Genomic DNA, 13735 nt, shown 5'->3' with positions numbered 1-13735 from the left:
TTTTTCTTAGCTTTTTTTTAGCTACTAAATGAATTTTAGCCCTATTTCAATGTTCTAAATTCATATCCTTTTTCTTTTAAATACCTTATGATTCTAGGTAATGCTTTAGCCGTTTCTTCCTTACCATATGTATCATGCATCAAAAGGACTACCTTTTCAGTAGTTCCTATAGATGCTTTTGTTAACTCGAATATTTCATCTGCAGTTTTCTTTTTCCCCTCTGAATCAAAATCATAGGCATTCCAATCAATCTCATACATATTGTTTTCCTTTAATCTAGTACTAAACTCATCCAAATTAGGGTCATTATAGTGTTTTCTAGACATATATCCACCTGGCATTCTCAGAACTCTTGTATGAAAATCTTGTCCAATAATTCCTCTTATTACCCCATTAGTTTCATTAACTTCATTCATGTAGGCTCCTATATCAATCTTATTCCCAGGATATATCTTTTTTAAATCGTGGCTATATGTATGATTTCCTAAGGCATGACCATCTTCAAAAGCTCTTTTTACTATCTGCTTACTTTTTTCATCAGCTTCTACGCTTTTCCCAATTAAAAAGAAAGTTGCTTTCACTTCTTCTTCATTTAATACATCCAATATCTTAGAAGTCACCGTGACAGATGGCCCATCATCAAAAGTAAGAAAAACCATTTTTTTACCATCTTTCTTACTACTCATTAAACCCTTTAATTTTGAAATATCATAGGTATACTTATCCCCTTTTTCGTTCACATTTGACCCCTTGATAAGACCTCTATCCGTTGTACTACCTTCATTTTTAGGTTTAGTTTCTTCAACATCCTTAACTATTTCTACCCTACTAGCTTGTCCATCTTTATTATAAAAATGATTATATACCTTATAACCCCCAGAAAAACTTCCAATAATTAAGGATAATATTAAAATATTCTTTATTGTTACAAGGCCTTTGTTTTTTCGCCTATTTCTTCTTATCATTTGTGTTATTTGCATTATTTTTTCTCCTCATATAATCTAGTTATGAATTTTATCGCTTTAGTTCTCACAGGGACAATTAAAATGGCCGCCCAAAGCTTCCCATTCCCATACAGAATATCAATAACGGCTCGGGCTTCTTCTCAGCATTTCCCTATTATTTCATAGGTTCAAATTCTGGTTCAGAAGTAAAATTATTTTCATGATCAATAAATGTTATGCATACATTATTATTTTCTAAGTGTACTGAAACTGCTTAGCCATTTTGATCCTTGCTTTGTTTATAACGTACATTTATATACTATTCCTTTTTTTTTAATAATTATATTAATTTCAATTGTAATTACTTGTAAATTTTTGTAGATTCATAAAATTACCCTTTTCAACCGACCTCCTAAACGACTTAGCAGTTCACTGGCAATTGTCCCAGCATTTTTAGCTAATTGTTGTGCTGTAATTTTCTCTGGGCCATCACAACCAATCAATGTAGCAATTTCATTTTTACGAGCATCAGGAATATCGGTGACATCAACCATGAGTTGATCCATACAAATCCGGCCAATTGTTGGTGCAAAGCAGCCGTGAATCAAGACATAACCCACTCCACAGGAAAGGCTTCTCGGCAGGCCATCTGCAAAACCTATAGGAAGAATGGCAACGCGTGTCTCCCTTTGTGCAATAAATTGACGGCCATAGCTGACACTTTCTCCTGTATAAATTGTTTTTACGAGTACAATTCTCGCTTTTAAAGCCAGAACAGGTTGCAAATTTATCTGCATTCTTGTTTTATTATCGGGCGAACTTAATGCACCGTATAGTGCATCTCCGATTCTGACATAATCGCATTGGAGTTCTGGATAGTTCAAGACTCCATAACTGCTTTGAATGTGAATTTTAGGTAATGTATGCCCAAGTTTCTCAAGCCGATGCAACAGTGCATAAAAACTATGAAATTGATTTATGGTAAATTCAGTATCATCTGCTTTTGTGCTATCTGCGACGCATAGATGAGTGAAAATTCCACAAACCTTCAAATTCTCGCATCCCAGGATTTTATCAATCTCCATCGTGTTGTTGCAGCGTTCACCCAAACGATGCATACCAGTATCAATTTTAATGTGAACCTGTATAAGTTTTCCGAACACATTAAGCTGTTTTGCGTGGTCATAATCGGTTATCGTCTGCATCAAATTGTAACAAAGCATTTCTCTAGACCTCTTCGGTGAGGTATAACCTAAAATCAGTATATTGCCTTCAATTCCGTGCATCCGCAAATGGATAGCCTCGTCTATTGTGGCAACAGCGAAAGATTTAACGCCCAATTGGTTTAGATTGGCTGCTACCTCCACATCGCCGTGCCCATAGGCATTGGCTTTCACAACAGCCATCAATTCGCATCCATCTGAAAGAACCTCACTTAAGGCTTTCACATTATGTTTTAAGTTGGTTAAATTGATTTCAATCCACGCTCTGTCCATATGTGTTTGTTTTGAATTAAATTCCATTCTTTTCGTTTTTTTTAAAATCATACTGCTAAGGTTCGCAGTATCTTTAGGGTCTAATGTCAGTGTCCTCATCGTCTCATCTCCAGCATTATTAGGGAATCTACAATTTTATCAAAAGTCATACCAATTCCTTTAAGCATATTGGGATAGCGGCTATGAGAAGTAAACCCGGGAATGGTATTGACTTCATTAAAAATGATATCTCTATCCGGTGTTAAAAATAGGTCTACCCGTGCAAATCCGGAACATCGCAGCGCCTGATAAATTATGACAGATGTCCGCTTGATCCGCACAGCCATATCTGCGTCAATGCGGGCAGGCATATGAATTTGGGAGGTTTTCGGGGTGTATTTTTCGATATAATCATTAAACCCATTCGACAGTTCTATCTCATCCACCTCTCCAATAGTAAGTGAATCATTGCCAAGGACAGCGCAACCAACTTCGAATCCATTGATTGCTTCCTCTATGAGGATCTTATTGTCATACTGAAAGGCGACAGCGATCGCACCTTGAAGTTCACTCTCTTGCGAAACCTTTGTGATGCCAAGAGAGGACCCTCCACTTACGGGTTTAACAAACATTGGAAATTTTAAGGGAACAATCCGCTCCATCAGTTCTGCATCGGAAATCTTAGATCTAAGCAAAATTGATGGGGGCGTTTTTACTCCAGCCAAATGAACGATTTTATGGGCAATGTCTTTGTCCATGCACATTGCCGAGCTCAACGTGTCGCATCCTACAAAAGGGATACCAGCCATCGTCAATAAACCTTGTACTGTTCCGTCCTCACCGTTTTTTCCATGAAGGACGGGAAAAACCACATCAATTCTGGTCGCAATTATCTTATCATCATAAAACTCAAGCATCCCATGAATATGCCGATCAGGTGAAATAATAGCCGGAACACAGGCCCCAATATCCATCCATGTATTGTCACGAATTTGCTCCGGTGAACCATCATATCTCATCCAAACTCCCCACCGCGTAATACCGATTAGGATTACATCGTAATATTCCAGGTTAAGGCTTATAATAACAGAATAAGCAGATTGTAAGGAAACCTCATATTCGCTAGAACATCCCCCAAATATGATTGCAATTGTTTTCTTTTTCATTGTATTATTCTCCTTTTTCTATAATTTCTATATCATCATGTAACTGATATCCTATTTCACATATATTGTTATAAAGAAGACTATCGTAAAACTGTTGTAATTTTTCATCTGACTTTCTTTGATAAATAGATACCTGCTGAAATACATTGCACCCTTTTCTATAATAGGATATATCTCGATCAAATATTTCGTACGTGAAATCTAGCTCTTTATTTGTCAAAATACAACCCTGCATATAGCTGTCATTGAATGTAATCTTTATTTGGAATATGGAATTTGTCTCATTTTTAACCTTTAAATCCAACCACCCCTCACTGACAGTAGCATCCGTAGCTTCGGGAATATCACTTGCTTCTGATGAAAATGTTTTAATATCGTGGGTATGTCTCTCTACAATTGTAAGTGGGGTGTGAATCAGCAACCAAAAAATTAAATTACTTAATTGACAAAGTCCACCACCATACTCCCCTACTATTTTTCCATCCTGTAAGACTAATCCATCTTTATAATTTTCATAACGGTCGGCTGATTTGACAAGTTGCCAAAAGGAAAAGGTTTCTCCAGGTTGTATTAAAATATTGTTAACTGTTTTGGCAGCAAGTTTTAGGTTATATACTTTATTAATTTGATATTGTAAATCAAATCCACTGTTGTCGTTTATCAACAAAGACCCTGCTTCGAATACCTTGTAGAGTAATTCATTATCTTCTTTCGTTTTCGCATAGCTGTTTTTATCAAAATACATATGTATGTAGAAGAAATTTTTTCTTTGCATTTTTCTAAGTGGCAATAAAAATGGGAATATCTGTGTAATTCTCTTTCGTGTCATATAATCTATCCTTCCATCTATTTATTTGTAATATCTTTTCCTTACTCTCTAATATTACAAGAATTAGTTTAAGAAAATTGTAATTAAATCTTAAGATTTCTTAAGATTACAACTTATTAAGCAATATAATTAAACAATAGTTTTAATTTTTTTTTGTAGCATTTTTGTTAATTTTATCATTTGCATCATATGGAGATATATTCATTATTGAAAACAAATCTGAAAATAGCCTACGTGCTGCTGGTACTGCTGTCTGTCTCGCATAATATTTCATTGAGTTTGGTTCCTCTATAGTAGCTATTGAGCTTACCTTTGTATTACTTGAAGGCTCCATACCTACAGTTGAATTTACAGTAATTATATTTAAATACAACAATACAGTATCCTGCATTTATCATATTATAAATTAGGTAATCATTATACGAGTAGTGTTGTTAATAAGTTTTTATGGGAAGCTTATTTTTTTCCTAAGTTGTTGTACACTGTTAATGCATCGGTAATATTGTACTGCTCAGATTTGTGATTTCCCTTAGCACCGACTGTAATCAAAATATATTCTTTCCCGCCTACTTTAGCGAGACTTGCGAGGCATAGACCAGCCTTATCGGTATACCCAGTTTTTCCTCCTAAAATTTTTCCGCCACCAATATTTGAACCGTTAAGTTTTTCAAACATTGTACTGTTAAATGTTATCCCATCAGGGTGCTTATTCGTGGATTGGGTTGAATAGCTGGAAGAAGTGAAAATCTTACGGAATGTATCATTTTTAAGTGCATAGCTAAGAATTATAGTCATATCCTTAACCGTTGTATAGTGATTTTTATTGTCAAGTCCAGTCACATTGTCAAAATGGGTGTTATTCATACCGAGCTCTGCCGCCTTTTGGTTCATCATCTTTACAAAGTTCTGCTCTGAACCAGCAATTTTGTCGGCAAGCCCAATAGAACACTCCCCACCACTTGGTAGCAGCGCCCCGTATAGCAGGTCAATTGCACTGACTTGCTCATTCGGTAAGAAGCCGGCCATTGAAGCATCTGCATTGTACAGCTTTTTAAACATAGAATTAGGGAGTTCTATTTTTTCCTGCAAATTTGACAAATTTTCTATTGCAACAATTGCGGTAATTATTTTGGTCAAGGACGCAGGATTAATTTTTTCTTCACCCTTTTTCTGCATCATGATAGTGTGATCATTTAAGCAGACCAGAATCGCATGAGGACTATTCAGATTATTTGAAGATATAGAACTAGATGGGTCAGATGCTACCATTACCGAGGGCCTCAGCGTGGTTTTATTATCGCCACTCTTATCATGTAAAGATCGGCCTCCAACGATAGTAATAGATTTATATACGAGAAGGACAATGACAACCATCAATAATAATGACAAAAAAATTACTTTTGTTTTCTTCTTAGGTTTTTTAAGCATAATAAAACATCTCCTTATTTTGTGCTGGTTTTGTTTAATCACAGAAGATTGCACTTTTCTTCTCTTATGTATTATTTATTCATCACGTTTTACAGGAGTAAAATTATAAACTCCTTAATTTAATATTTTTAAAACTCATCCTTTTAACCATTTAAAGGATTGCTATTTTAATAACCTGTTTATTTTATGGTATTTACATATCTCGCCTTACCCTCAAAATATATATCTCACCTGGATGTTACCTTTCCATATCTCTGCACCTAGTTTATTATCATGTTCAAAACATATTTACTCTTCAAAGCTTGTACATTACCTTCTTCACTATCTTATTTCTAATATTACCAAAAGGAGTTTAAGAAAATTGTAATTAATTCTTAAGATTTCTTAAGATTACAATTTATTAAGAAATATTATTACAAAGCTTTGGTCCCAATTCTCATATTATAAACAACCGCTCCATAAAAAAAATAAAAAGGCTACATTCCTTTAAATTATCTTAAAGGGAATGTAGCCTTTTTATTTGGATATTTATTCTGAAGTCATAAATTGACTTTATTAAGAATTTTGCGGTAACTTCTAAATTTTTTTACCATTTTATATACCCAAAATCCTAAAATTGATCCTAAAACATTTAATATAATATCATCAATATCCAAGAACCTAAACTAAAAACTAACTGTATTATTTCAATTGATAAACTTACTGCAATTGTATAAAGAAGATATTTTTCAACTTGTTATATTCATTAAATACCTGTAGCCTAAGATGCTTTTATATTAATAGCTACAGATGTGAATTAACCTATACCATCCTTAGGTAATTCACTTTATTACTCTTATATCAGCTATTTATGGAAGCTTATTACCCGCCGCCCTATATATCTCATACCACTCAATCCTTGTTAGTTTAACCTGCGAGGCCTTACAAATATCCTTTAAACGCTTTTGGTTTGTTGTACCCACTAATGGCTGGATTTTAGCAGGATGCCTTAGAATCCAAGTAATTGCAATTGCTGTATTTGATACACCTCTAGTAGCTGCAATTTCGTTTATTGTTTAGCTCTGGGAATTTATCACCTTATTAACTATCCAAGGGCAATTTAATTATAAAAGCAGTTCTCTCATAATTGCTTTCAACAAAAATTTCACCTTCATGAAGCTCTATTATACTTTTGGTTATAGCGAGACCTAATCCTGAACCTCCAGTAAATCCTGAACGTGATTTTTCAACTCTATAGAACCTTTCAAAAATAAAAGGTACATCTATACTTGGTATTGGCTCACCATAATTAATTATCTCTATAACCGCACTATTATTTTCTTTCCTAGTACATATGTCAATATACTCAGTCCCACTACCATAGTTCATGCCATTAGAAATTAGATTTTCAAATGCCCTAGCCATTTTAACTGCATCAGCCACTATTAAGAGTTTATCCTCCGAAAAATATGTCCTACACTCTATATCTACTTTTCTAAACTCTAGCCTAAATTCCAATACCATTTGATTTATTAGTTCAATTACGTTTATTAATTCTTTATTTAATTTTAAAGTACTATTCCTCATTATAGTATACTGAAATAAATCATTGATTAAATTATTCAATCGTTTTGATTTTTCATAGGCAATATTTACATAATATCTAAGTTCAACTTCATCTTTATATTTATCCTTATCTATGAGTTCAAGATACCCTAGTATTGATGTTAATGGAGTACGTAAATCATGAGATACATTTGTTATTAATTCATACTTTGTTTGTTCGGATCTCCGCTCTTCCTCTATTGATTTATTTAATTTTTCTATTATTTCATTCATATTTTTAGCTATTTTCCCTAGCTCTGCTTTCGATTGTTCTGGTATCTTTTTATCTATCCTACCCTCTGCTATAGCTTTTATATGTTCATCGACTTCTACAAAGTACTTAATCTTCTTGTAAAGCAATAAATGGGAATAACTTATAAAAATTATTATCCATAGTTCAATTGCTATCTTTATAAAATCGTAATGTAGCCTTGCCCTATAAATTCTATCTAAAACTTGTTGTGAATAGATTGCACCTATTTCCAAAAAAAACTTCCACATAATATACATTACTGCCATTGTTAATGCTGATAATAGAAAAGCAAGTAATATATTAAAAACTACTTTTAACTCTAATTTATATATAAGTTTTCTTTTCAATTTTATACCCTACTCCCCATATAGTATGAATAAGTTTCTCACCATCTAAAACCTCATCAAGCTTATCTCTTAATTTACTCATGTGAGTCATAACTGTATTATTAGATTGATAATATTTTTCCTTCCAAACCCTTTGAAATATTTCTTCTGCACTAAAAACTCTCCCTGGATTATTAGCTAAGACGTGTAATATTTCGAACTCTGTAGAAGTTAAAGCAATAATCTTATTATATACTTCTACCCGATGAGTGGATTTTTTAATTTTAAGTGGTCCTATAACTATAATATCTCTATCTTTTAATTCGTTGCTATTTTTATCGAATTCGTAAATTCTTCTAAATATAGACTTAACTCTAACCATAAGCTCTAAAGGATTAAATGGTTTTACCATATAATCATCAGCTCCTGACAATAGCCCTTTTATTTTATCTGAATCTTGATTTTTAGCACTTAACATAATTATAGGTATATTAAGCTTCTCGCGAACTTTGTTACACACTTCTATACCATCAATTTTAGGCATCATTATATCTAGTATTATAAGATTTATATTATAATTATCTATAACCTGCAAAGCTTGTTCCCCATCATATGCTTTGTAAATATCATGTCCTTCATTGGTTAAATATATTTCAATTAAATTAACTATTTCTTTATCATCATCTACAACTAATATATTTTTACCCATATAATCACTCCATTTATTTGTTCAGATAGCATTTTGTTCAATATATAACTTCTAAGCGTACTTAAGGTTGAAACTTATACATTTTTAATAAGTATATAACTTAAAAATATATTTGTCGAACATAAATATAGAAACACAAAATATGGAAGATTTATTCCAAGTTCATTTACTAAAAACACAGGTAATATCATACCAAACATACTTTGATTATATGCTTTGATTGTTTAAGATCCTAAAAACTCCTCCAAAGTAATATCTTTTGAGTAAATTTTCTCTGAATTCTCGACACCTACATACCTTACATGCCAAGGTTCATAATTATAACCTGTAATATCTTCTTTTCCTTTTCCATATCTTATTATAAATCCAAATTTATAAGCATTCTCTTGAAGCCATTTACCTTCTTTAGTGTTTTCAAAACCTGTACTCTTTTCAGCATTAGTTATATCCATTGCTAACCCTGATTGATGCTCACTTTTACCTACCGTTGCCACATACTTATATGTATACCCTTTCCCTCTTATTTTAATACTATTTTCATATAACTCTTTTTGAGTTGCATAAGACCTATAACCAGATAATGCATAAAGTATAATTCCTTCCTCCTCACCTTTATCAAATAGTCTTTTAAGTGCATCTACTGCATTCCCTTCCATTTGCATTTCTTCATTTGACACGTTAGGATAAATTTTAACCTTTGCCACTTTTAAATTATGTGGAACATAATCCTTATCCAGAGTATTTTTTCTATTCACTAACATTAACTCTCCATCATCTACATTGCTATTGTCATTAGACATATCTTTAATAGATTCAATATAAGCATTCCTTTCAATTACATCCCCTATAACTTTTATACTACCATATTTGCTGTTTATATACATTAAGCATACAATTCCTAAAATCAAAATCACTCCGATTTTCTTCTTCACCTTAAACTCCTCCTTATTTACTTTTAAAACTTAATTTCAAGTAAATAACACATTTATTTTATTTGAAATTTTTCAACAAAGTAAAATGTATATTCCTTACTTTCTTATATTACAAAAAGGAGTTTAAGAAAATTGTAATTAAACCTTAAGATTTCTTAAGATTACGGTATGATTATCTTTATGTAGAATACAGCTACACCTTCAAGCTTCATTATTATGTATAAGTAAACAATAAAAAATGGTTAATTTAAACATTTTAGTATTTATTGAATCAATCATTACATACAAATCTTTAGGATAATATATTTCTTTAAAGGACAATATATTAATGAATTAAAATTATTAATATATGGAGGTATTATATATGAGCATACTTGATGGATTTTTTGAAAAAGGTGATTCCGCTGTCAAAAAAACTACTGATGATACCGCAAACCTTAGTCTGCGCAAAGAAGAGCTTGATATTTCGAAAAGCAGAGTACAAAAAGGTGATGTAGAAATTAGTAAGGAAATTTTAGAAGAACATAAAAAAGTTGAAGTACCCGTAATACGTGAAGAAGTAGTAATTGAAAGAAGAACCTTAAACAATGAAGCAAGTGATTCCCCTATTACTAGTGAAGAAACCATTAACATTCCTGTAAGTGAGGAGAAAGTTAATGTAGGTAAACATACAGTAATAACAGGTGAAATTTCAGCTCATAAACACGAAATTGAAAATACAGTGCATATAGATGAGACCCTTAAACGAGAAGAAGCTCGAATAAATAAAATTGGTGATGTCAATATAATTGACAATGGAACCGATCAAAAACAATAAATTAGAAAACACCTCACTAATGGCTCGTGAGGTGTTTTTCAAGATAAGTGGAGGGAAAAAGCATGGCAATGGATTCCACAGAAAACAAAAACGGTAAATATATGCCAAAAGCAGCTGCTTTGAAACAAAGCATATGTGACCCTAATAAAAATGTTACCCTTAAAATTAAAGAAGAACAACTTGATATCTCTAAAGAGTGGATGCAAACAGGAGATGTTAAGATTTATAGAGAGTCTTCTACGCTACAAAAAAGTTTTACTGTGCCTGTTGAACTCGTAGATCTTGTAATAGAACATACAATTCCTGCAGATATTACTACAAAACACAAAGATATGCATACAGAAGTAATACGCATCCCTCTTAGTGAAGAAAGTATCGAATTTACAAGGCACAAAGTTACTTTAGAAGATGTATCCATATATAAACAGAAGATACAAGATATAAAAATCATTGAAGCAACATTAAAAAGAGAAGAAGCTAAAGTTAAGATATCTGGCTCCCTAAGAATTAAAGACTAATTAAGTTTAAAGCGCTTTTAATTTCTAAATTTTATGTTACTTTTTCAAAGATTGAAAATATCCACATAAGTATATTAGGATGAATAGCTCTAGAATCTAGAAATTAAACCATCACCGTGTTATTGAAAACTCACTGTGATGGTTATTCCCATATCTTTCAATACAATACCTTATTTAATCGCATCTATATGTTCTATATTCCTTATAGATAGATACGCAATAAATCCTCCTATAATAGAAAGTGCTATTGATATTGAAATAATATTACTTAATGAGACCCCCCCCATATCGGAGCATACAATAGATACTATTAATATTGAAGATACTATCGTAGTAGGTACCGATTTTTTTCTCATCCCAAAATATAGAGGGATTAGTCCCATACCGGTAGAAGCTAAAGCATTAATACCAATAGTCATAAAACTCCTTATTATTGTGGAACTGGTTAATTTATCAGGCGTAAAATTGTAAAAGTTATTAATAATGCATAAAACAAGATCTATAAAAATATTAGATAAAACTGTAGATATAAAGGTGAATAATACAACAATAAGTAATTTAGCCATAATCAATTTTTTTCTACTTATAGGATACATAAACAATACCGTAATTGTATTGCTTTTATATTCTTCAATTATGAACCTAGCAATAAGCACTGAAGCAAATATTGTGAAATTAGCTTTTACCATTCTATCAACCATAGAAAAAGTAAAAAGAATGCTAGTAAACTCTATTTCCCCTTCATGTTTGGATACAAAAATTATTGCTACTAACATAGCTATTATAATTATGTTTGCGATTATCGCTCCTTTTATATACCCCCCCATCTTAACCTTCTTCATTTCTAATTTCATTAATTTAAACATCCATGTCATCTCCATGTAATAAATTTCAAAAGTGTATTTCCTATTTTTTATACCTCTAAATCTACTTGTAGTTCCTTAATCAAGTTCCTTCTAACAACCTGCACTCATTACTGTACTTACCCTTACCATCATTGATAAATGCAAGAGGTTTCAACTTCATTTATTCCTCTCCTAATATACAAATTTGCTAAATATTATTTAATCAAATCTATATGTTCTATATTCCTTATAGTTAGATACGCAATAAATACTCCTACAATAGAAAGTGCTATTGGTATTGCAATAATATCACTTAATGAGTACCCTCCATTATTAGAACATACAATAGATACTATTAATATTGAAGATATTATTGTAGTAGGTACCGATTTTTTTCTCATCCCAAAATATATAGGAATTAGTCCCATACCGCTAGATGCTAAAGCATTAATACCAATAGTCATAAAACTCCTTATTATTGTGGAACTGGTTAATTTATCAGACGTAAAATTGTAAAAGTTATTAATAATGCATAAAACAAAATCTATAAAGATATTAGATAAAACTGTAGATATAAAAGTGAATAACACCACAATGAGCAGTTTAGCTATGATCAACTTTTTTCTACTTATAGGATACATAAACAATACCGTAATTGTATTGCTCTTATATTCTTCAATTATGAACCTGGCAATAAGCACTGAAGCAAATATTATAAAAGTAGCTTTTACCGTGGTATCAACCATTGAAAAAGTAAAAGGAAGGCTAGTAAAGTCTATGTCCCCTACATTTTTTGATACAACAATTGTCATTGCGAATATAGCTATTATAACTATATTTGCGATTATGGCTCCTTTTATATATCCCCCCATCTTAACCTTTTTCATTTCTAATTTCATTAATTTAAACATCCATGTCACCTCCATTTAACAAGTTTAAGAAGTGTTCTTCTAATGAACTGTTTTTCTTAGTTATTTCTTCAATGAGAACATCATTTAAAACTAAGGTTTTAGATATAATGCTTTGTGGTACTGTAGCTTCATATATCCTTATTACACCAATATCCAGAACTTTAAAATTGGATATATTAAGATTGTTTGATAAAATATACGACGCTTTTTTGTAATCTTTAGTAACCAGTTCTATATATTCTGTATTACTTTCTCTGATGCTTTGCATAGAAACTTCCTCTATTAATCTACCACTATTTATAACTCCTATGGTATCCGCTATTTGCTCAATTTCTCCTAAACTATGACTAGATAACAATATAGTTATTCCGTACTCCTTACTCAACATTTTAAATAAATTTCTTAAATCCTTAATGCCTATTGGGTCAAGTCCATTGATAGGTTCGTCTAGTATTAATAATTCTGGCTTGGTTGTGATTGCTCTTGCAATTCCAAGCCTTTGCTTCATACCAAGAGAAAAATCTTTAACTAGTTTATTATCAATATTTTTTAGATTTACAAGATCTATCGCTTTATCAATTGCTCCCTTATCGTGGTAACCCATGTACCCACAGTGAAGCTCCAAATTTTCTCTGGCTGTAAGCCTTTCATAAAACACGGGATATTCAATGATAGAACCAAGTCTTTTTAAAACCTCATAAGAGGTATCTGTAAGCTTTTCGCCGAAAATTTCAACTTCACCACTTGTAGGCTTAACTAGATTTGTCATTATCTTCATAATTGTTGTTTTCCCTGCACCATTTGGTCCTAGAAATCCATAAATTTCACCCTTTTTAATATTCATATTCACATTTGCTACCACTTCTTTGCCATTATATGTTTTAGTCAAATTACTAGTTTTTAGTATATATTCCATTTTGTCTCCCCCTTCAACCACTTTCCATATTTATATTATAGCAATTGAACTTCTCTTTTTTATTACTTAAATCTTACAAACT

At 31.8% G+C, this 13735-nt stretch carries 14 protein-coding genes and 1 pseudogene; 2 read left to right on the top strand and 13 right to left on the bottom strand.

Going from position 1 to position 13735, the window contains the following annotated elements:
• Window positions 1-41 precede the first annotated feature (41 nt).
• The 10 genes and pseudogenes from KTC92_RS13485 to KTC92_RS13440 form a co-directional block, all read right to left on the bottom strand.
• Window positions 42-980 (bottom strand): polysaccharide deacetylase family protein, encoded by a 939-nt coding sequence (locus tag KTC92_RS13485; RefSeq protein ID WP_258280606.1) that lies wholly within the window; start codon window positions 978-980, stop codon window positions 42-44.
• 347 nt (window positions 981-1327) lie between these two features.
• Complete coding sequence (gene vanT / locus KTC92_RS13480; protein ID WP_220286262.1) at window positions 1328-2491, bottom strand: serine racemase VanT catalytic subunit; 1164 nt, start codon at window positions 2489-2491, stop codon at window positions 1328-1330.
• Window positions 2492-2535: 44 nt separating this feature from the next.
• Window positions 2536-3585 carry a D-alanine--D-serine ligase VanG gene (gene vanG / locus KTC92_RS13475; RefSeq protein WP_220286261.1) on the bottom strand — a complete coding sequence of 350 codons (1050 nt, stop codon included), beginning with the start codon at window positions 3583-3585 and terminating at the stop codon, window positions 2536-2538.
• Between the two features lie 4 nt (window positions 3586-3589).
• Complete coding sequence (gene vanW, locus KTC92_RS13470) at window positions 3590-4414, bottom strand: glycopeptide resistance accessory protein VanW (RefSeq protein WP_220286260.1); 825 nt, start codon at window positions 4412-4414, stop codon at window positions 3590-3592.
• Window positions 4415-4556: 142 nt separating this feature from the next.
• A complete protein-coding gene (locus KTC92_RS13465; RefSeq protein ID WP_220286259.1) occupies window positions 4557-4790 on the bottom strand; it encodes a hypothetical protein in 234 nt (77 codons plus the stop codon).
• Window positions 4791-4870: 80 nt separating this feature from the next.
• Window positions 4871-5842, bottom strand: a complete 972-nt coding sequence (locus tag KTC92_RS13460) for a D-alanyl-D-alanine carboxypeptidase family protein (protein ID WP_220286258.1) — start codon at window positions 5840-5842, stop codon at window positions 4871-4873.
• Window positions 5843-6690: 848 nt separating this feature from the next.
• Window positions 6691-6916, bottom strand: a pseudogene (locus KTC92_RS13455) (aldo/keto reductase); the annotation flags it as partial.
• Between the two features lie 6 nt (window positions 6917-6922).
• Entirely contained in the window at window positions 6923-8026 is a 1104-nt protein-coding gene (locus tag KTC92_RS13450) for a cell wall metabolism sensor histidine kinase WalK (protein WP_216302059.1), read from the bottom strand.
• Window positions 8004-8714 carry a response regulator transcription factor gene (locus KTC92_RS13445; RefSeq protein WP_220286257.1) on the bottom strand — a complete coding sequence of 237 codons (711 nt, stop codon included), beginning with the start codon at window positions 8712-8714 and terminating at the stop codon, window positions 8004-8006. The genes KTC92_RS13450 and KTC92_RS13445 overlap by 23 nt, the downstream gene beginning before the upstream one ends.
• A gap of 224 nt (window positions 8715-8938) precedes the next feature.
• Complete coding sequence (locus KTC92_RS13440) at window positions 8939-9646, bottom strand: M15 family metallopeptidase (protein ID WP_220286256.1); 708 nt, start codon at window positions 9644-9646, stop codon at window positions 8939-8941.
• 364 nt (window positions 9647-10010) lie between these two features.
• Between KTC92_RS13440 and KTC92_RS13435 the strand changes: the two genes are divergently transcribed.
• The gene (locus KTC92_RS13435) at window positions 10011-10463 is read left to right on the top strand and encodes a YsnF/AvaK domain-containing protein (RefSeq protein WP_216302062.1); all 453 of its coding nucleotides are present in this window, start codon (window positions 10011-10013) and stop codon (window positions 10461-10463) included.
• 62 nt (window positions 10464-10525) lie between these two features.
• Complete coding sequence (locus KTC92_RS13430) at window positions 10526-10981, top strand: YsnF/AvaK domain-containing protein (RefSeq protein WP_253198099.1); 456 nt, start codon at window positions 10526-10528, stop codon at window positions 10979-10981.
• A 170-nt stretch (window positions 10982-11151) separates the two neighbouring features.
• On the opposite strand, the gene KTC92_RS13425 is transcribed toward KTC92_RS13430, so the two are convergent.
• From KTC92_RS13425 to KTC92_RS13415, 3 genes are all read right to left on the bottom strand, one after another.
• Complete coding sequence (locus tag KTC92_RS13425; protein WP_216302193.1) at window positions 11152-11847, bottom strand: ABC transporter permease; 696 nt, start codon at window positions 11845-11847, stop codon at window positions 11152-11154.
• A 194-nt stretch (window positions 11848-12041) separates the two neighbouring features.
• On the bottom strand, window positions 12042-12737 hold the full coding sequence (locus KTC92_RS13420; protein ID WP_220286255.1) for an ABC transporter permease: 696 nt from the start codon (window positions 12735-12737) through the stop codon (window positions 12042-12044).
• On the bottom strand, window positions 12730-13653 hold the full coding sequence (locus KTC92_RS13415; RefSeq protein ID WP_220286254.1) for an ABC transporter ATP-binding protein: 924 nt from the start codon (window positions 13651-13653) through the stop codon (window positions 12730-12732). The genes KTC92_RS13420 and KTC92_RS13415 overlap by 8 nt, the downstream gene beginning before the upstream one ends.
• Window positions 13654-13735: the final 82 nt, after the last annotated feature.

It is taken from the genome of Clostridium sp. CM027 (assembly GCF_024730565.1).
Taxonomy (GTDB): domain Bacteria; phylum Bacillota; class Clostridia; order Clostridiales; family Clostridiaceae; genus Clostridium_AD; species Clostridium_AD estertheticum_B.
This window is presented reverse-complemented; position numbering and strand designations above follow the sequence as displayed.

Coding starts and splice junctions, on each gene's coding strand:
- KTC92_RS13485 (WP_258280606.1), bottom strand. CDS start 980: ATGCAAATAACACAAATGATAAGAAGAAATAGGCGAAAAAACAAAGGC.
- vanT (WP_220286262.1), bottom strand. CDS start 2,491: ATGATTTTAAAAAAAACGAAAAGAATGGAATTTAATTCAAAACAAACA.
- vanG (WP_220286261.1), bottom strand. CDS start 3,585: ATGAAAAAGAAAACAATTGCAATCATATTTGGGGGATGTTCTAGCGAA.
- vanW (WP_220286260.1), bottom strand. CDS start 4,414: ATGACACGAAAGAGAATTACACAGATATTCCCATTTTTATTGCCACTT.
- KTC92_RS13460 (WP_220286258.1), bottom strand. CDS start 5,842: ATGCTTAAAAAACCTAAGAAGAAAACAAAAGTAATTTTTTTGTCATTA.
- KTC92_RS13445 (WP_220286257.1), bottom strand. CDS start 8,714: ATGGGTAAAAATATATTAGTTGTAGATGATGATAAAGAAATAGTTAAT.
- KTC92_RS13435 (WP_216302062.1), top strand. CDS start 10,011: ATGAGCATACTTGATGGATTTTTTGAAAAAGGTGATTCCGCTGTCAAA.
- KTC92_RS13430 (WP_253198099.1), top strand. CDS start 10,526: ATGGCAATGGATTCCACAGAAAACAAAAACGGTAAATATATGCCAAAA.
- KTC92_RS13425 (WP_216302193.1), bottom strand. CDS start 11,847: ATGTTTAAATTAATGAAATTAGAAATGAAGAAGGTTAAGATGGGGGGG.
- KTC92_RS13420 (WP_220286255.1), bottom strand. CDS start 12,737: ATGTTTAAATTAATGAAATTAGAAATGAAAAAGGTTAAGATGGGGGGA.
- KTC92_RS13415 (WP_220286254.1), bottom strand. CDS start 13,653: ATGGAATATATACTAAAAACTAGTAATTTGACTAAAACATATAATGGC.